Consider the following 17,842-nt stretch of genomic DNA (forward strand, 5'->3'; position numbering starts at 1 on the left):
TGACGTGCCCAACGATCAGTGCTGCCAGAGGTGCTGGGCCGCGGCACCTGCCCGGGCCAGGGCCTGCTTGACGGGCACTCCGGTCGCGGCCGCGAGGTCGGCCACGTCGGTGAATTCGGGTTGGACGTTCACCACCCGGCCCGAGACCCGACCGAGCTTCACCCGAACCGGGTGGCCGTCGATCCGGACGGTCTCCTCGGTACGGTCCAGCACGTGCTTGGTGACCTCGACCTCCCGCACGCCGAGCGTGGACGTCCGCGTGATGATCACCTCGAGCAACCTCGCTCGTGCGGCCGGCGCGCACAGTACCGACAGGGTGTGTGCCGGCCGGCCCTTCTTCATGATCATGGGGGTGAGCCAGGCGTCCGCGGCACCGGCGGTGAGCAGGGTGTCCAGCACCCCGGGCCACAGCCGCGGGTCGAGGTCGTCGACATTGCACTCCAGCACGAGGCCCGGCTCGGTCGGGATCGCCGCCACCGGGGCGACTGCTTCGTCCGCTGTCGTCAGCGGGCCCGAGGCGCCGGATGGCGTGGGGTCGGGGGCCGTGTGGCCGATCACCACGCGACAGACGTTGGCCAGGCGTTCCGGGTCGCGTGAGCCCGCTCCCGTCCCGACCGTCTCGATGATCATGTCGGGGGCCTGGCCGTACGCGGTCGCGTACTCGGCGAGCAGGGCGGCGCCGGTCGGCGTGGTCATCTCCATCGCGACCGGGCCGCCGGTGATCACCATCGCAGCGGCGCGAGCGAGATGGGTCACCGCCGGACCGGGGATCGGCACCCGGCCGTGCTCACCGACCACCTGCTCGCCACCGCCGACCGTGACGACCGAGGAGGTGAGCTCCGAGATGCCCAGGTCGGCCAGTGCGGCAGCGCAGCCCACCACGTCGCCGATCGCGTCGAGAGCGCCCACCTCATGGAAGTGCACCTCGTCCGGGCTGGTGCCATGGACCGCCGCCTCGGCTTCGGCCAGTCGACCGAACACCCCGAGGGCCCGGGTCCGCACTTCGGTCGACAGTCCGGCGGCCATGATCAACTCGCGGACCTCCGCCCAGCTACGGGTGTGCCCGTGATCATGGGGGTGCTCGTGATCATGGACGTGTCGGTGGCCATGTCCGTCGTCGTGCCCGTGGCCGTGGCCAGGTGCGTGTGCGTGCGTGTGCCCGTGATCGTGACCATGATCAGGTGGTGGCAGGGGCGCATCCGCGGCCTGTCCCGTCCGGGTGTCGATCACGGTCGCCTTGGTGGCAGCCAGGCTGTGCCGCGAGGTCCGCTGCACGGTGATGTCCAGTGCCGGGTCCACCAGCCGTACGGCCGCCACCACCACCGCCAGGTCGGCACCGGCGTCCAGCAGGGCGCCCAGGAGCATGTCCCCGGCAACGCCGGCACCACAGTCCAGCCACGCCACCCGGGCACCGGCGGCGCCGGTGGTCGTACCGCTCATTCGGGCCGCCGGCGGGCGATCCGGGCCGCGTGCACCCCGGCGGAGAACCCGCCGTCGATGTTGGTGACGACGACCCCGGGAGCGCACGAGTTCAGCATCCCGAGCAGGGCCGAGAGCCCACCGAAGCTGGCGCCGTACCCCACCGAGGTCGGCACCGCGATCACCGGCACCCCGGTCAGCCCGCCCACGACCGACGGCAACGCGCCTTCCATCCCGGCCACCACGATCAGCACGTCCGCCGTGTCGAACTCGGGCTTCGCCTCGAGCAGCCGGTGCAGCCCGGCCACCCCGACGTCGTTGATCCGGGTGGCGTCGGCGCCGAAGCAGCGGACGGTCAGCGCCGCCTCGGCCGCGACCCGCTGGTCGGACGTGCCGCCAGAGATGATCGCCACGGTGCCGGTCGGCTTCGGCAGCGTGCCGAGGGTGGCTGCGCGGGCGACGGTGTCGACCACCGCCTCGGGCAGGTCCTCCCCGATCCGGGTCATCGTGTCGTCGCTGAGCCGGGTCGCCAGGGCCGCCCGGGCCGGGTGCGCAGCTCGCAACCGGCGGAGCAGGGCGACCACCTGATCGGGGGTCTTTCCCTCCCCGTACACGACCTCGGGGTCTCCGGTCCGCCGGGCGCGCTCGAGGTCAAGCCGTGCCCAGGCCTCCCGGCCGTTCCGCTCCTCGCTCATCTGCGCACGATATCCCGGAGGCACCGGGCAGTTCGACGGAGCTGCGGTTGAGTCGGGGTGCTTCGAGGGCGTCGCGGGAGGGCAGCCCGTTGGATTCTGTGCAGAAATCTGTACAGTTGCTGTATGGCGGTTTTCGCTGCAGCTCCGCACGCGGTCTCGGTGTCCGAGGCGGCGACTCGAGGCATCTCGAGCCTGGTCAGGTCGGCCGAGCGCGGGGAGGACGTCGTGGTCGAGCGCCATGGCAAGGCTGTGGCCGCGGTCGTTGGCATGGCCCATTTGGAGGAGATCCGCCGCCTCGAGCAGGACTTGCGGGAGAGCGTGCTGCTCCTCGCGCGGGTGGCGACCGACAGTGGTGCCCGTACGGATCTGGACACCGCGATCGAGGCGCTCGGCCTAAACCGTGGCGAACTCGAGGCTGAATTGGCCGACGATCGGGTGTCGGCGTTGGAAGAGTCGCCGCACACGATTCCACTGGCCGAAGCGCTGTCAGCACTGGGAAGGGTGATCTACGGGCTGGAAGCTGCGACCGAGCCCGCTGTTGATCAGGTGCCGGACTGGCTGGTGCACACACTGGTGAACGTGGTGAAGATGCCTCGGCAGGAGGTCGACCGGCTGACACCTGCCCAGGCGCATCAGGTCTGGGATGCCTACGTCAGCTCGCCAAGGGACTGAAGAGAAGCGGCGACGTCTCCAACACCGTGGGCGACGACTCACGGCACGTCGCTACGCTGGGGCCGTGTCCACACCACGCACGTACGGCTACCTCGGGCCGGAGGCGACGTTCACCCACCAGGCGTTGCTGCAGCTCGACGACGTCGTCGATCCGCGGCCGTTCCCCGACGTCCTGGCCGCCATCGACGCGGTGGTCGAGGGCACGATCGACGCCGCGCTGGTGCCGATCGAGAACTCCGTCGAGGGTGGGGTGTCGGCCACCCTCGACCACCTCGCTGCTGCCGACGGTTTGATGATCACCGCCGAGGTGCTGCTGCCGGTGCGGTTCGTGTTGTGCGCGACCGCCGGGACCACCATGGGGTCGATCACCGAGATCCTCACCCACCCGGTCGCCGACGCCCAGGTCCGCGGCTGGCTGTCGACCAACCTGCCCGCGGTTCCGGTACGGCACGTCGGCTCGACCGCCGGGGCGGCGGCCGAGCTCGCGGCCGATCCACGACCGGGTCGGGCCGCGGTCTGCGCCGAGATCGCCGCCGAGACGTACCAGGTGCCGGTGCTGGTGGAGGAGATCGCCGACAACGACCTCGCCGTCACCCGGTTCGTCGTGATCAGCCGGGTCGCCCGGCCCACGCCGCCCACCGGTGCCGACAAGACCACCTTGGTGCTGTTCCAGCGCGAGGACCACTCCGGTGCGCTGCTGGAGATCCTTGACCAGTTCGCCAGCCGCGGCATCAACCTGTGCCGGATCGAGTCCCGACCCACCAAGACCACCTTGGGCAGCTACTGCTTCAGCGTCGATGCCGAGGGGCACCTCGCCGACGCCCGGATGGGGGAGGCGCTGCTCGGCCTGCACCGGGTCTGCAAGGACGTGAAGTTCCTCGGTTCCTACCCGCGGGCCGACGGGCAGGCCCCGGTGATCACCCCCGGTACGGCCAACGCCGACTTCGCCGCCGCCGCCGCGTGGCTGGCCCAACTCCGCGGCCGCTGACGGGCCCCACGACGAGCGGGCCCACCCGAGCCGCCCGACCCCACCGCGGGCACGATGGAACTTTCTGCAACACCCTTCCGGGACAGCGGTACGTACCGCTAGTCTCGGCGTGACCGGCACTGCCGCCGGTCCCCGTTGACCCGAAGGAGTGTCACCGACGTGACCACTGCCCGCCCCCACCCCCTGCGTACTCCCGTCCTCACGGTGCTGCTCGCCGGGCTCCTGCTGTTGACCCTGGTCGGCCCGGCCGTGCAGGCCGATTCCGGTCCGGCCGCCGAGGAGAGCCCCAACCTGCTCGGCAACCCTGGCTTCGAGGAGGGCGCCGCGCCGGACACGCTGGCCCACTGGGCGCCGTGGTCGGCCTCCTCGGCCCAGCTCTTCACCACCGCGACCGACCCGGTCAGTGAGGGGACCAAGAGCCTGCGACTGACCGATCCGTCGGCGGAGAAGGGCGGCGGACTCATCAGCGCACCGATGTCGGTCGATCCCGACGTGGTGTACGAGGTGGGGCTGGACGCCTACGTCACCAGCGGCTGGTTCTCGATCATCGTCTACTTCTACGACGCGGCCGGCGAACAGGTGAGTGCCAAGCAGCAGGCGGTGAGGGTCGGCTTCGACGCATGGCAGCGGGTCGAACTGGACTTCTACGCACCGCCGGCGGCCGGCTCGGCCGCGGTGATGGTGTACGCCCCGATCGGCAGCACCACCGACACCTGGATCGACAACATGCACTTCGGTTTCGCGACCCCGGACGAGCCGGGCGAACCCGGCGAGGATCCGCGGGTGGCAGCGGTGCTCGCGGAGAACGCAGACGTCCGCCACCTCGGCCAGCCGGTGCAGACCCGTGACGGGTCGATGCCCGCCGTCGGCCAGCAGGACGGCCGCTGGGTGTCGTACCAGGTCTTCAAGGGGGAGCCCAACACCGAGTCACCGGGAACCCTGACGGTCACCGACATCGAGACCGGCGAACTGTTGCAGACCCGCCCGATGCAGACCGTCTCCAATGCGTACGGCATCGTCACCGCCACCGACGGCCGGGTCTACATGGCCACCGCCGGCGACACCCACCTGTGGGTCTACAACCCCGAGACCAAGCAGGTGCGCGACATCGGCAAGGTCGGCACCAGCACCGCGATCTTCGGGATCACCCCCGGGCCGGACGGCACGGTGTACATCGGCGGCTACCCCGAGGCGCGCGTCTACCAGTACGACCCGACCACCGACATGATCAACGACCTCGGGCTGGTCAGCGCCACCGAGCCGTACGCCCGTTCGGTCGCCTACGACCACGAGACCGACGAACTGTTCGTCGGCGTCGGCGGTCAGAAGGCGAGCATCTGGCGCTGGACCGAAGGCGGTCACGGCGAGCTGACCCGGATCACCGACGAGACCAACGCCCCCGGTCTGGAGAGCGAGTCGATGCTGGTCGCGATGTCAGTGGTCAACGGCCGGATCTTCGCCCGGACTAAGAATGTTGCGCTGTTCGTGATGCAGCCGAACGGGACTGTTGATCACTGGAACAAGGGCGAGAAGGCGGTGTACGGGTACCGCTTCTTCGCCCACCCCACCGACCCCGACCTCGTGCTGTACGGCTTCGCCGGCGACCTCTATTACTACGACATCGAGGCGAAGACGAAGCGTGTCGCGTACGAGGGGGTGGCCGGCTATCTGGGCGACATGGCCTGGGTCGACGTCCCCGGTGACGATCCCGAATGGCCGGGGATGACCATCTACGGCACCGACGTGGACGGTGTCATCCGGCTCAACCTCAGCAGCGGCTCGAAGGAGACCCACGAGGTCGGCTTCGGGCAACCGACGGTCATCCAGTCGATCTTCCGTGGTCCCGACGACACCATGTGGGCCTCCGGGTTCGGCGGCGGACTGGCCCAGGTCAGCCTCGACGGGACGGAGCAGTTCCCGACCTTGGCGCAGGGCCAGTTCGAGTCCGCCATCGTCCGGCAGGACAAGATCATCATCGCCTCGTACGGCAATGCGCGGGTCAACGAGTTCGACCCGACCAAGCCCACGCAAGCGGCCCGACTGCTGTTCGACGGCCACGCCGAGGGACAGGACCGGCCGATGACGATGGCGTACAACCAGGAACGCGACGAGTTGTACGTCGGCGCGATCGCCGGGTACGGCCTCAACCAGGGTGGCTTCGCGGTGTACGACTTCGCGACCGGCGAGCACCGGTGGTTCACCGACGACCTCGTGTTGCGGCAGTCGGTGATCTCGGTGCTGTACAACCCGAACGACGGTCTCGTCTACATCGGCACCACGCTGGACGGCGGCCTCGCCTCCGATCCGACCGATGCCACCGAGGCCAAGATCATCGTGTGGGATCCGGTCACCCGGCAGCCGGTCCGCGAGTTCGTGCCCGTCGCCGGCAAGGAAGGTGTGACCGGTCTGGTCGTCGGCCCGGACCAGAAGGTCTGGGGCATCGCCGAGAACGTCCTGTTCACGCTGAACGGCGACGGGACGGCGGTCGAGTACGCCGAGCAGATCGGGATCCCGGAGTACCCGGATCGCACGATCTGGAAGTGGGCCCAGCTGCACGTGTCGCCCATCGACGGCAATGTGTACGGCACGGTCCGCAACCGGCTGTTCATGATCAACGGCGAGACCAAGGAGTACACGACACTGCTGAACGGCACCGGCAAGTACGCCGAGCTGAACGCCCGAGGCGACGTGTTCTTCGAGGGCCTGGGCTCGCACGTCTTCACCTACGTGGTGCCGCAGCCGATCACCGACGTGACCGCTGAGCAGAAGTGCCTCGCCGTCCGGGCCACCACTGAGGGCCGCGCCCTCGACCTGTCCGGACTCAGCGGCCGCGGGGAAGCAGGGAAGAAGGTGGTCCAACGCATCGTCGACGGCGTGAAGGCCGGACACGGCGAGGAACTCGAGTCCGCGTACTGCAGCTGAACGATCACCCGGCACCCACGCCCGGCGAGCTGGTCGAGACGCACCCCACGTCCGTCGCGCACCCCACGCCCGGCGAGCTGGTCGAGACGCCGACTCAGCGGGCGAGCTCGGCCGGCTGGTCGCTGCGTGGCACCCGGATGGTCAACGCGTGGTGGTCGATCTCGAACACCACGTGCTGGGCCTCCCCTGCGGCGTCACCGTCGAGCTGGTACTCCCGCGGCTCGTCCAGGTGCATCACCACCTTGCGGGCGGTGTGGCGCTGCAGTTGATCACTGCTGCGGTCACGTCGGGCGATCACCTTCGCGGTCAGGGTCACCTTGTCGCGCCACGTCCGGGGCGCGGCGGCGAGCAGGTCCAGCAGGCCGTCGTCGACCTTGGCGTCGGGGATCAACGGGATGCCGCCCTGCAGGAAGCCGACGTTGCCGACCACCAACACCAGGAAGTCCTGGGTCGGCTGACGTTCCCCGTCCACGCTGATCCGGACGGCGACCGGCGGGTGGTTGACGTGCTGGGCGGCCGACACGAAGTAGGCGGCCGAACCGACGGCCTTCTTCAGGCTGACATCGGTGTTGCCGAGGATGGCGGCGTCGATCCCGATCCCTGCCATCACGGCGAAGTGGGTGGGTTCGTGTTCGTCGACGGTGATCTTGACCAGGTCGATCCTGCGGGTGTCGCCGTCGAAGGCGACCTCGAGCGCGTCGGCCTCGTCGAGCGGGATCCCGAGGTTGCGGGCCAGCAGGTTGCCGGTGCCCGCCGGGATCAACCCGAACGGGATCCCGGTGCCCGCCAGGCCGGAGCTGACGACCCGGATCGTGCCGTCGCCACCGGCCCCGAGCACCAGGTCGACCCCCTTGCGTACGGCCACCTCGGTCATCGCCCGTCCCGGGTCATCCGGCGTCGTCTCCAACCACAACGTCCGGCTGTACCCGCGCCGCTGCAGCTCGTACTCCACGTGGCGACGGAAGGTCACCCAGTTGGTCACCTTGATCGGGTTGAAGATCACCGCACACCGCGGCCCGGTCGGCTCGGGCGGTGCAGGTCGGCTGTCGACCCACAGCAGGTCCTGCCAACGGTGCGGCAGGACGTGCACGTCGGCGGCCACCAGGGCGACCGCAGCCGAGGCCCCGCCGAGCAGGGCGCCGCCGATGATGTCGGACATCCAGTGCGCCGACATCACCCACCGGTCGAGGGCCACCACCAGCACCAGCGCCGCCGACCCGATCGTCCACCACCGGCGGGTCCACTTGCTCCGGCGGGTCACCGTCATCACCGCACCGACCATCACCGCCGCCGCGACCGCCGCGGTGACGTGTCCCGACGGGTAGGCGAAGCTGGTGACGGTGATCGACTCCATGGCCTGCTCGGGGCGCGCCCGGCCCACCACTCGGCGCAGCAGGGCGGCACCGCCGCCGGCCAGCAGCACGGTCAGCACCAGGGCCGCGGCGACGTTGCGCAGCCGATGCCGTACGGCCCACAGCGCGAGTCCCAGCAGCGCCCCGTACAACAGCCACGGATAGGTGACCAGTGCAACGGTGGTGAGGATCTGCCCGAGCGACGACAGCGGATCCACCGGCGGTGCGAGCAACTGCCGGTCCAACGAGGGGATGGTCCAGGTCCGCAGCACCAGGATCGTCCAGACCGTGAAGCCCATGACGAGACCGGTCGTGATCAACAGACCGGAGCGTGACGGAGGCCGACGTGCCATGATCGACAACCTAGCCGCTCGGTAGGCTGGAGCCGTGATCGATCCCAAGCTGCTGCGTACCGACCCCGACCGCATCCGCACGTCGCTGCGCTCCCGGGGCCAGGACGAGTCGGTGGTCGACGCCCTGCTCGCCGCCGACGAGGCGCGCCGGGCCGCCATCGGGTCGTACGAGCAGCTGCGCGCTGAGCAGAAGGAGCTCGGCAAGCTGATCCCCAAGGCCCAGGGCGACGAGAAGGCCCAACTGCTCGCCCGGACCAAGGAGCTGGCCGGCCAGGTCAAGCAGGCCGAGGCGACCAACACCGCCGAGGGGGAACGCTTCGACGCACAGCTTCGCGCACTGCCGAACCTCGTCTTCGACGACGTCCCGCCCGGTGGCGAGGACGACTTCGTGGTGCTGGAGACCGTCGGCGAGCCGCGCGACTTCGCCGCCGAGGGGATCGAGGTCGCCGACCATCTCGACCTGGGCAAGCGGCTCGGCGCGATCGACATCGAACGCGGCGCGAAGGTGTCGGGTTCACGGTTCTACTTCCTCACCGGGGTGGGCGCCGAGCTCGAGTTCGCGCTGGTCAACTTCGCGATGTCGAAGGCGCTGTCGTACGGCTTCACGCCCGTCATCGCGCCCGCCCTGGTCCGACCGCAGGCCATGGAGGGCACCGGGTTCCTCGGTCAGGCCGAGCAGGACGTCTACCACCTGCCGGCCGACGACCTCTACCTGGTGGGTACCTCGGAGGTGGCGCTGGCCGGGATGCACGCCGACGAGATCCTCGAGGCCGATCAACTGCCGATCAAGTACGCCGGCTACAGCCCCTGCTTCCGCCGCGAAGCGGGCTCACACGGCAAGGACACCCGCGGCATCTTCCGGGTGCACTGGTTCGACAAGGTCGAGATGTTCGTCTACTGCGCGCCCGAGGACGCCGAGGGCCTGCATCAGCAACTGCTCGCGTACGAGAAGGAGTTCCTGACCGCGCTCGAGATCCCGTTCCAGGTGCTCGACGTCGCGGCCGGGGACCTCGGGCTGAGCGCGGCCCGCAAGTACGACTGCTACTCGTGGGTGCCCAGCCAGCAGCGCTACCGCGAGATCACCTCGACCTCCAACTGCACCGACTTCCAGGCCAGACGGCTCAACATCCGCTCCCGGTTCGAGGGCGGGACGGGACCGGTCGCCACCTTGAACGGCACCCTGTGCGCGGTGCCGCGGACCATCATCGCCCTCCTCGAGAACCATCAACAGGCCGACGGCTCGGTCCACGTCCCCGAGGCGCTGCGACCGTTCCTCGGTGGCCGCGAGTCGCTCACCCCGATCGGCTGACGGCGATGATGCGACGCAAGCCGAAGGGCACGCCGAAGGGGTGGTCCCCCAAGATGGTCGCGCTCGACATCGACGGCACCCTGGTCGACGACCTGGGAAACATGCTGCCGTCGGTACGGTCAGCGGTCCGGCGGGTGGTCGAGGCCGGCATTCCGGCGGTGCTGGCCACCGGCCGCTCCTGGCACGGGACCCAGCAGGTGTTCGACGAGCTCGAGCTGCCGCCCGGGCCGGCCGTGGCGTCCAACGGTGCGGTGATCGTCGAGTACCCGCCGTTCTCCGTACGGCGTCAGGTCACCTTCGACCCGGCGGACGTGATCGAGAAGGTGCAGCGGCTCGCGCCGAACGCGCTGATCGCCGTGGAGGACCTCGGCCGCGGCTACCGGATGACCGGGCCCTTCCCGGAGGGGGAGTTGTCCGGTGACCTGGTGATGTCGACCGCGGAGGAACTCGCCGCCGAGCGGGTCACCCGCGTCATCATCCGCGAGCCGGGCCGGTCGGACCAGGCGTTCATCGAGCTCGCGCAGCAGCTCGGCCTGCACGGGGTGTCGTACTTCATCGGCTACTCCGCGTGGCTCGACATCGCCCCCGAGGGCGTCGACAAGGCGACCGCGCTGGCCGACATCGCCGGCGGGTGGGGGATCGACGCCGCCGACGTGCTCGCGCTGGGCGACGGTCGCAACGACATCGAGATGTTGACCTGGGCGGGCCGTGGCGTCGCGATGGGGCAGGCGCCGGCCGAGGTGAAGGCGGTGGCGGACCACGTCACCGACCCCTTCCTCGACGGCGGCACCGCGGCTGAACTCTCGCGCTGGTTCTGAGCTTCTCCGGCCGGCCCCCTCCGTACCGCGCCGCCGGGCACTCGTCAGGCGTACGGCCCGCCACGCCAGCTTCGTGGCCCGGACCCGGGGACGACGAAACCCCCGCTCCACGGGGGCGGAGCAGGGGTCTCGGGGGATCGGATCGCCGTTCCCGGGTCGGGGAGCGATGAGGTGACCCGGGGGGCTGCGAGACTTGAGTCTCAGACGCCGGTTCGTTCCGACTGGCTCAGCGAGGTGTGGTCGCTGAGCCGCGGAGGAGCCGGCGTCTGTACGTCCAGCGGTCCGGTCACCGGGGACCGGAACCGCCCGACGGTCAGGCCGCGCGGCGGGTCTGCGAGGCCGCGGCCGGCAGCACGACGCGGCGGAAGGCCTCCATCACCTGGCGCATCGACACCGTCTGCGGCTTCCGGATCGGGGTCACCTTGGTCTCGTTGCGGGCGCGACGCAGGTGGCGCTTCACCGTCGACAGCGAGCAGCCGAGCCGCTGGGCCAGCATCTCCAGGCTCTCGTGCGGGTTGGCGTTGCGCAGCCGGACGACCTCGTCATGGTCGACCTGACGGTGCCGGGCGGTGACACCGGCGAGGGTGTCGAAGTCCTCCGGGGCGACGGTCACGCCCAGGCTGGCGCGGATCTCGTTGCGCTGGCGACGGGTGGTGCCGGCGGCGAAGCCGTCCACGTCGTACTTCACGACGGCGTCGTAGAGGCAGTTCTGCATCAGCGGGCAGGTCGCGCACACCTCCTCGGCGCGGCGGGCCAGCATGGCCGCCTGCCGACGCTCGGCCGCAGGGGCGTTCGAGGTGGGCGGCTCCTCAAGCAGGGGGTGTTGGAACAAGGACGTGGCCTGCGCACACGCCGGGGCTGCCGTGGACTCAACCGTTGCACTCATCGTGAAGCTCCGATCCGTCTGACTCTGGTTCAACATCTCGCCTCCGACGGCCATCGATGAGCCGGAGGTTCCCTCTGATTTCGTTGCTGTGTCTACGTTTGCAGCCCACGGATGACCCAACAAGCCGGATCGGTAGGACCTCATGCCCGTCTTTGGCTAGGTAGCACATGAAGGCCTGTGTAGGTAGGGGTACTCAGACTGTGTAGTCACTCCCCGAAGGGCTGCGAAACGGCTCCGCGTCCTCGATTCGTCTGCTGACAAGGACCGACGCCCAACGTCGGTGTACTCACAAGCTACCCATGAGTAGCCTCCGAATCCGGCGACGTCGGGGTGGAGTACTCAGGTAGCCGAACCCGCCCTGCGAGGCGCGAAAAAACTCCGAAAGAATCTTTGTCAGGACCATGTCCGCGACCCGGATCGGCGGTGAGTGCGGACGTGGCGGGCCGCCCGGCCCGGCGTGACACCCGGGCTCCCGGTGCAACAATGAACGCTCGCCGGGTCGGGCACGGAGGGGAGAGGCTGCGGTGGTGACCATCAAGGACGTTGCGGCGCGGGCCGGGGTGTCACCGGCGCTGGTGTCGGCGGCGCTGGGCGGTTCGAGCCGGACGGTCCGGATGAGTGAGGCGACCCGGCTGCGGGTGGAACAGGCCGCCCTGGAGACGGGCTATCGCGCCAACCACGCGGCAAAGGCGCTGCGCTCGGCCCGGACCGGTGTGATCGCCGCGGTCGTGCCGAAGATTGCGAACCCCGTGTTCGAGCTCGCGATCCGGGGGATCCAGGCCGCGGCCGAGGAGCACGGTGACGTGCTGCTGCTGGCCGACTCGACGTGGATCGAGCCCGGCAGCCACCTGATGGCACGGATGGCCGGCAGCGGCATGGTGGACGGATTCCTGGTCAGGGCGACCGAGTGGGGCAGCGAGCGCAGCGACGAGCTCAGTCGTCGCGGGCTGCCGTTCGTGATCCTGCAGACCCCCGTCGCCGACGCACCCACGAGTGTGTGGACCGACGACGCAGCGGGTGTCAGGCTCGCCACCTCGCACCTGATCGGTCTCGGCCACCGCGACATCGCCCTCGTGGGTGGGGTCAACAGTCCGACCGCTGCCCGCGCCACCGGGTACCGCCAGGCGATGGATGCGGCAGGTCTGCGGGTTCGCCCGGGTCGGATGCAGTTGTTGGGGTTCGACCCGACGGTGATCGACGCCGCGGTACGCGACGTCATGAGCGAGCCACGGCCACCGACGGCGATGGTGATCGACAACGTGACGGCGGCGCCGGGCGCCCTGGCCGCACTGCTCGACCTGGGGGTCCGGGTGCCGCAGGACCTGTCGCTGGTGGTGTTCCAGGACCTGCCGGCCGCCGACCACTTCCGGCCCGCGCCGACGACGGTGCGGATGCCGCTGGCCGAGGCCGGCCGCCGCGGATACCTGACACTGCGGAAGATGATCAACGGGCGGTCGGGAGCCTCGTCACTCGTCCGCCGGCCGGCACCGAAGCTGATCGACCGGGGGTCGACGGCCGCTCTGCGTGCCTGAAGGGCCGTGACAGGGGGCCGTCGTGCCGAAGGGCGCTGTGGCGACACAGGTGGAGCTGACGTCCACGTGTGTCGCTGTGGCGCCCTCTTTTACGAGGGGTCCGGCTCAGGTCGGTCCAAAATGTGGCCGTCACCCTTGATTCATCGGTGAATCATTGCCATCCTGAGGCCGGTCAGTTGTCGCGTGGCTCCACCGGTGGGGCTTTGGAGGTTTCGATGGTGCACATCGGCGTCGTGTCGGGTTGGCAGACGGTGAACATCGGGGATGTCGCCCACACCCCGGGGACCCTGACGGCGTTGTTGCGCCACGATCCCGATGCCCGGGTGACCCTGCTCGCACTGAGCCTGGACCAGCGCGAACGCGACATGTTGACGCGCTACTTCCCCACCGTGGAGGTGGTCACCGGGCGACTCTCGGACGCGGAGTGGGCTCCCGAGGTCGAACGGTTCGCCGCGGAGGTGGACGTGCTGGTCCACGGCTCCGGGCCCGACATGGTCGCCCACCGGGAAGTGGCCGCGTGGCGAAGCCGTACCGGCAAGCCGTACGGGTTCTTCGGGATCACCGTCGATCCGCTGCGGCCCTACATCGGTCCACTGGACCTGTCGGCGACCATGATCGACTCGGTGTCCGGCGACCTGGTGCCCGCGGATCGGCGTGAGCTGTTGGACGGTGCGGCGTTCGTCTACTGCCGTGACGTGCTGACCGCGACGTTCCTGCAGGCACAGGGAATCCGGTCCGAGGTGGTGACCTTCGGACCCGACGCCACGGTGCTGTGTGACTTCTACGACGACGCCGACGGGGCGGCCGTGCTGGCCGAGTACGGGCTGGTGGAAGGCGAGTTCATCTGCGCCGTGCCCCGGCTGCGCTTCACCCCGTACCACGAGATCCGTGGTTACGAGCCGCAGGCCGATGACCTCCGCAAGGCCGCCTACAGTGCCGGGTACCGTGAGCACGACCTGGCGGCCCTGCGCCGCGGCATCGTCGCGTGGGTGCGACGAACCGGACATCCCGCGTTGGTGGTGCCGGAGATGAGCTACGCGGTCGAGTTCGCCCAGGCCCACCTGGCCGGCGCCTTCCCCGAGGACGTCGCCGACAAGGTTCACGTCCTGCCTCGCTTCTGGGAGCTCCAGGAGGCTGCCGCGGTGTACCGTCGCGCCGCCGGCGTGCTCAGCAGCGAATGCCATTCGCCTCTGATCGCCATCGCCGAGGGGGTCCCGGCGATCTACCTGCGGCAACCCACCGACACCATCAAGGGCGCGATGTACGCAGGGCTCGGGCTCGGCGACTGGGTGATCGAGCTGGAGAGCGCAGACCCAGGTGCAGCCGTGGAACGCGCCATCCAGCGTTGGGTCGACGACCCGGCCGCATCCAAGCAGGACAGCCAACAGGGCCGGGACCGTGGCCGGGCCCTGCTCGACTCGATGGCGGCAACGGTTCGGGCTGCCGCTGCTGCACCCGTCACCGCCTGACCGGACGAACGTGATCAACACCGCCTGATCAACAACAACAGAACGACACCACCATCCGCTCCGGAAGAGGAGTCCCGCAATGACGCGACACCTGTCTCGACGATCCCTGCTCGCCGGCACGGCGGCCACCGCCGTTGGCGCCGCCACCGTCGGCCTGGTCGGGTGTGGCCCGACCGGCTCGACGCCTGACGAACAGTCCGGCCCGGCCGGGAACGTGGCCATGCCCACCTACACCGACCCCGTGACCGCCGAGCCTGACCTGGTGAGTGCCCACCAGGGGATGAGTGCCTTCTTCCAGTATCCGACCGACCCGACGGCCTCGGTGCCGGAGCCGCCGTTGAACGGGGAGACCGTCTCGGCGCTGACGTACACCTACGATCCGCTCGCGCCCGGGATGGACCAGAACCCCATGTGGCAGGCGATCAACGAGGCCATGGGCGGGACCCTCGACATCAGCTGGGTGCAGTCGGGCGAGTACGCGAGCAAGCTCGCGACCACGATCGCCGGTGGCGATCTGCCGGACTTCGTGAGCGTGGTCGGTGACGGGCCGGCGTGGCCGGCCCAGTTCCCGGCCCTGTTGCGGGCCCAGTTCACCGACCTGAGTGAGTTCCTGGCCGGCGACGCCATCAACGACTATCCCAACCTGGCAGGGATTCCGACCCGGTCGTGGCAGCGCAACGTCATCGACGGGCGACTGTGGGGTGTGCCGATCCCTCGCGTACCGATCGGGGCGCCGGGCCTGCTGCGCGAGGACATCGTGACCGCCGAAGGTCTGTCGATGGCGCCGCAGTCCAAGGACGAACTGTTCGCTCTGCTCAAGGGCCTCACCTCCCCGGACAACAAGCGGTTCGGCAGCGCTGACCCGGGGGCGATCGCCTCGTTCCTGGCTGCGTCGCTGGGAGTCGCGAGCGGCTGGACCGAGCAGGCCGGCGCCTTCGTCCACGAGATGGAGGACGAACGCTATGCCCAGGCGCTCGCCGACGTCGCCGAGCTGTGGCAGGCCGGGGTGTTCCATCCCGAGTCCATCGCCGCCACCAACAACATGCGCAACGACTGGTTCACGTACGGCACCGTGCCGTTGGTGTTCGGCGGCTTCGCCGGGTGGAGCAAGTACGAGGCATGGGGCGAACCGGTTGACGGCTTCACGATGGCGCCGCTGCAGATGTTCGCCTACGACGGGTCGGCCGAGCCCGTCCACCGGGGCGGTTCGGTACAGGCGTCGACGACGTTGATCAAGAAGTCCGATCCCGAACGGGTCAGGTTCCTGCTCCGCACCCTGAACTGGCTGGCCGCCCCGTTCGGTTCGTCGGAGCACCTGCTCAAGGCGTACGGCGTCGAGGGCGAGACGTACACCCTCGACGGCTCGGACCCGATCCTGACCGAGAGCGGGGCAACCCTGCGGCTGGTGCCCTTCGCCTACGTCGGCGACGCACCCCAGATGATCTACGACCCGGGCAAGCAGCGGGTCTCCCAGGCCCGTTTCGACTACCAGGAAGCGGCCCTGGCCATGGTTCCGCCCGACCCCACCCTCGGGCTGTACTCCGAGACCTCGACCGCGAAGTCGTCCCAGCTTCTCCGACAACTGAACGACGTTCGTGCGAGCGTCCTCACGGGCCGGGATCCGGTCTCGGCCTGGCAGTCCGCGGTCGAGAAATGGCGCTCCGACGGCGGCGACGCCATTCGGGGGGAGTACGAGGAAGCCTTCGCGAAGCAGTGACGGGCCGGTTCAGCCGGACATCGCGATCAGGTCCTGTTTGGCGACAGCCGATCGGAGCAGATCGCGAAACTCGGTGGGCTGCTCGAGCCAGGGGTCATGACCGGCGTCGGGGATGACCACCAGTTCGACGCCCAGCTGTTCAGCAACGACATGCAGTTCGGCCTCGGGTCGCGAATCGCCTGCACCGCCGATGATCGTGGTCCCGGCGGGCGCGACCTGCCGCAGTTCGTCCATCCTGTCCTCCAGCGGTGTGGCCCGCTCGGCGCTGTTCAGTTGCTGGTTCATGGCGAAGTTGATCGGGCGTGCGGCTCGCGCGGACTCGGCAGCCCACTGCCATGCCCGGGACTGGTCGGCATGGTCGGTGAACCACGACAGGGTGAGGTGCTCGATGTCCTCGGCATCGCTCCGCCGGTCCTGGGCGTTGAGCTCGTCCAGTCGGGCCTGTTGGGCGGGAGACCGGCGCGCCTGCTCGGCCCGCTTCTGGCCGTCCCGCCACCGTGGTCCCAGGAACGGTCCGGACAGGTGGACGAGTCCACCGACGCGCTCCGGGTGGGCGAGGGTGATGTAGCTGGACAGGTTGGTTCCGAAGGAGTGACCGACAAGAGTCACTCTCTGGTGGCCCCAGTGGTCGAGCAGGCTGATGGCGTCCGCCACTGCCCGGTCGAGCGTGTGCGCGCCCCGCCACCGGGAGACTCCGACGCCTCGTTGGTCGTAGCGATGGACCAGCCAGGTGTCGTCAAGGCAGGCGGCGACGGGCGCGAGGTAGTCGCGTACGCCGGGACCGCCGTGCATCAGCAGCACCGGGAGCCGCTCCGCTGACGGCGTGCCCGTGGTCCACGTGCCCAGCGCTGTCCCATCGGGCAGTGGGACCATCGTGGCGGACATCAGGTCAGAGGTACATGCCGCTCCGGCCGGGCCCCTCGTCGCCGGGAGCCTGGCCCGGTGCCGGCGGACCCTGCGGGAGTGCGCGGCGCATCTGCTCCAGCTGGGCGCGGCTGGCCATCTGCTGGGCGAACAGTGCGGTCTGGATGCCTTGGAACAACCCTTCGAGCCAGCCCACCAGCTGGGCCTGCGCGATCCGCAGTTCCGGCTCCGACGGGGTGTCGCTCTCGAACGGCTGGGCCAGCCGGCCGAGCTCCTCGGCGAGCTCGGGGCTGACACCCTCCTTGAGCTCGGCGATCGAGGTCCGGTGGATGTCACGGAGCCGCTGCCGGCTCTGTTCGTCCAGCGGTGCCTCCTTCAACTCGGCGAGCAGGGTGCGCGTCATCGTGCCGATCCGCATCACCTTGTCGGGCTGCGACACCATGTCGGCCAGGGCGGCACGGTCGTCGTCCGACCCGCCCTCCGGGGTCGCGGCGTCCTGCTCCTGCGTCTCGGGCGGACCCTCGACGGCCATCCCGCTCGGCGTCACCAGGATCACCCGGCCGTCCTCGGTGCGGGCCGTGACGGCAGGGGCGCCCTGCTCGGCTCCTTCGGCTGCTGATCCACCGGTGCGCTCAGACATGGTGCCGATCCTACGACCACCCGCTCGCCCCGCCGCCACGACGTCGGCACCCGGGCCGACGGTCGGCCAGACCAGCCGGTCGGTGAAGCCGTCGGCAGGGCCGCGGCCGCGCCGGGATTGGTGCGTCGGCCTACTGTCCGGTAGGAATGGTCCCCGGACCGGACCTAAAGGGGTGGCGCATGTCGGTGGCCCGGCCTACCGTGGAG

14 protein-coding genes are annotated in these 17,842 nt (G+C 69.8%); 8 read left to right on the top strand and 6 right to left on the bottom strand.

Going from position 1 to position 17,842, the window contains the following annotated elements; genetic code table 11:
• Positions 1–15: 15 nt before the first annotated feature.
• The gene (gene larC, locus ACQBAU_RS01285; RefSeq protein ID WP_434548742.1) at positions 16–1,440 is read right to left on the bottom strand and encodes a nickel pincer cofactor biosynthesis protein LarC; all 1,425 of its coding nucleotides are present in this window, start codon (positions 1,438–1,440) and stop codon (positions 16–18) included.
• Complete coding sequence (larB, locus tag ACQBAU_RS01290; protein WP_434548741.1) at positions 1,437–2,114, bottom strand: nickel pincer cofactor biosynthesis protein LarB; 678 nt, start codon at positions 2,112–2,114, stop codon at positions 1,437–1,439. Before larB ends, larC begins: the two co-directional genes overlap by 4 nt.
• A 225-nt stretch (positions 2,115–2,339) precedes the next feature.
• Between larB and ACQBAU_RS01295 the strand changes: the two genes are divergently transcribed.
• The 3 genes from ACQBAU_RS01295 to ACQBAU_RS01305 all read left to right on the top strand — a co-directional run bounded on the left by ACQBAU_RS01295 (position 2,340) and on the right by ACQBAU_RS01305 (position 6,696).
• Entirely contained in the window at positions 2,340–2,786 is a 447-nt protein-coding gene (locus ACQBAU_RS01295) for a hypothetical protein (RefSeq protein WP_465256255.1), read from the top strand.
• A 64-nt stretch (positions 2,787–2,850) separates the two neighbouring features.
• Complete coding sequence (gene pheA, locus ACQBAU_RS01300; protein WP_434548740.1) at positions 2,851–3,774, top strand: prephenate dehydratase; 924 nt, start codon at positions 2,851–2,853, stop codon at positions 3,772–3,774.
• Between the two features lie 159 nt (positions 3,775–3,933).
• The gene (locus ACQBAU_RS01305) at positions 3,934–6,696 is read left to right on the top strand and encodes a carbohydrate binding domain-containing protein (RefSeq protein WP_465256256.1); all 2,763 of its coding nucleotides are present in this window, start codon (positions 3,934–3,936) and stop codon (positions 6,694–6,696) included.
• A gap of 94 nt (positions 6,697–6,790) precedes the next feature.
• On the opposite strand, the gene ACQBAU_RS01310 is transcribed toward ACQBAU_RS01305, so the two are convergent.
• Complete coding sequence (locus ACQBAU_RS01310; protein ID WP_465256257.1) at positions 6,791–8,401, bottom strand: bifunctional phosphatase PAP2/diacylglycerol kinase family protein; 1,611 nt, start codon at positions 8,399–8,401, stop codon at positions 6,791–6,793.
• A 34-nt stretch (positions 8,402–8,435) separates the two neighbouring features.
• On the opposite strand from ACQBAU_RS01310, the gene serS reads away from it, so the two are divergent.
• Both serS and ACQBAU_RS01320 read left to right on the top strand, forming a co-directional pair.
• On the top strand, positions 8,436–9,710 hold the full coding sequence (gene serS, locus ACQBAU_RS01315) for a serine--tRNA ligase (protein WP_434548737.1): 1,275 nt from the start codon (positions 8,436–8,438) through the stop codon (positions 9,708–9,710).
• A 5-nt stretch (positions 9,711–9,715) separates the two neighbouring features.
• Complete coding sequence (locus tag ACQBAU_RS01320; RefSeq protein WP_434548736.1) at positions 9,716–10,528, top strand: HAD family hydrolase; 813 nt, start codon at positions 9,716–9,718, stop codon at positions 10,526–10,528.
• A 313-nt stretch (positions 10,529–10,841) separates the two neighbouring features.
• On the opposite strand, the gene ACQBAU_RS01325 is transcribed toward ACQBAU_RS01320, so the two are convergent.
• The gene (locus ACQBAU_RS01325; protein ID WP_434548735.1) at positions 10,842–11,414 is read right to left on the bottom strand and encodes a WhiB family transcriptional regulator; all 573 of its coding nucleotides are present in this window, start codon (positions 11,412–11,414) and stop codon (positions 10,842–10,844) included.
• A gap of 527 nt (positions 11,415–11,941) precedes the next feature.
• On the opposite strand from ACQBAU_RS01325, the gene ACQBAU_RS01330 reads away from it, so the two are divergent.
• From ACQBAU_RS01330 to ACQBAU_RS01340, 3 genes are all read left to right on the top strand, one after another.
• A complete protein-coding gene (locus ACQBAU_RS01330; RefSeq protein ID WP_434548734.1) occupies positions 11,942–12,946 on the top strand; it encodes a LacI family DNA-binding transcriptional regulator in 1,005 nt (334 codons plus the stop codon).
• A 215-nt stretch (positions 12,947–13,161) separates the two neighbouring features.
• On the top strand, positions 13,162–14,415 hold the full coding sequence (locus ACQBAU_RS01335; RefSeq protein WP_434548733.1) for a polysaccharide pyruvyl transferase family protein: 1,254 nt from the start codon (positions 13,162–13,164) through the stop codon (positions 14,413–14,415).
• Between the two features lie 79 nt (positions 14,416–14,494).
• On the top strand, positions 14,495–16,132 hold the full coding sequence (locus tag ACQBAU_RS01340; RefSeq protein ID WP_434548732.1) for an extracellular solute-binding protein: 1,638 nt from the start codon (positions 14,495–14,497) through the stop codon (positions 16,130–16,132).
• Between the two features lie 9 nt (positions 16,133–16,141).
• Here the strand turns inward: ACQBAU_RS01340 and ACQBAU_RS01345 are convergent, their stop codons facing one another.
• Entirely contained in the window at positions 16,142–17,017 is an 876-nt protein-coding gene (locus ACQBAU_RS01345; RefSeq protein ID WP_465256258.1) for an alpha/beta fold hydrolase, read from the bottom strand.
• A 4-nt stretch (positions 17,018–17,021) separates the two neighbouring features.
• Positions 17,022–17,636, bottom strand: coding sequence for a bacterial proteasome activator family protein (locus tag ACQBAU_RS01350; RefSeq protein WP_434548730.1), 615 nt, complete (start codon positions 17,634–17,636; stop codon positions 17,022–17,024).
• Positions 17,637–17,842: the final 206 nt, after the last annotated feature.

It is taken from the genome of Carbonicoccus niuqiaonis (genome assembly GCF_050157065.1).
Taxonomy (GTDB): Bacteria; Actinomycetota; Actinomycetes; order Propionibacteriales; family Propionibacteriaceae; genus Avipropionibacterium.

Coding starts and splice junctions, on each gene's coding strand:
- ACQBAU_RS01345 (WP_465256258.1), bottom strand. CDS start 17,017: ATGTCCGCCACGATGGTCCCACTGCCCGATGGGACAGCGCTGGGCACG.
- larB (WP_434548741.1), bottom strand. CDS start 2,114: ATGAGCGAGGAGCGGAACGGCCGGGAGGCCTGGGCACGGCTTGACCTC.
- ACQBAU_RS01310 (WP_465256257.1), bottom strand. CDS start 8,401: ATGGCACGTCGGCCTCCGTCACGCTCCGGTCTGTTGATCACGACCGGT.
- ACQBAU_RS01335 (WP_434548733.1), top strand. CDS start 13,162: ATGGTGCACATCGGCGTCGTGTCGGGTTGGCAGACGGTGAACATCGGG.
- ACQBAU_RS01320 (WP_434548736.1), top strand. CDS start 9,716: ATGATGCGACGCAAGCCGAAGGGCACGCCGAAGGGGTGGTCCCCCAAG.
- ACQBAU_RS01350 (WP_434548730.1), bottom strand. CDS start 17,636: ATGTCTGAGCGCACCGGTGGATCAGCAGCCGAAGGAGCCGAGCAGGGC.
- larC (WP_434548742.1), bottom strand. CDS start 1,440: ATGAGCGGTACGACCACCGGCGCCGCCGGTGCCCGGGTGGCGTGGCTG.
- ACQBAU_RS01340 (WP_434548732.1), top strand. CDS start 14,495: ATGACGCGACACCTGTCTCGACGATCCCTGCTCGCCGGCACGGCGGCC.
- ACQBAU_RS01325 (WP_434548735.1), bottom strand. CDS start 11,414: ATGAGTGCAACGGTTGAGTCCACGGCAGCCCCGGCGTGTGCGCAGGCC.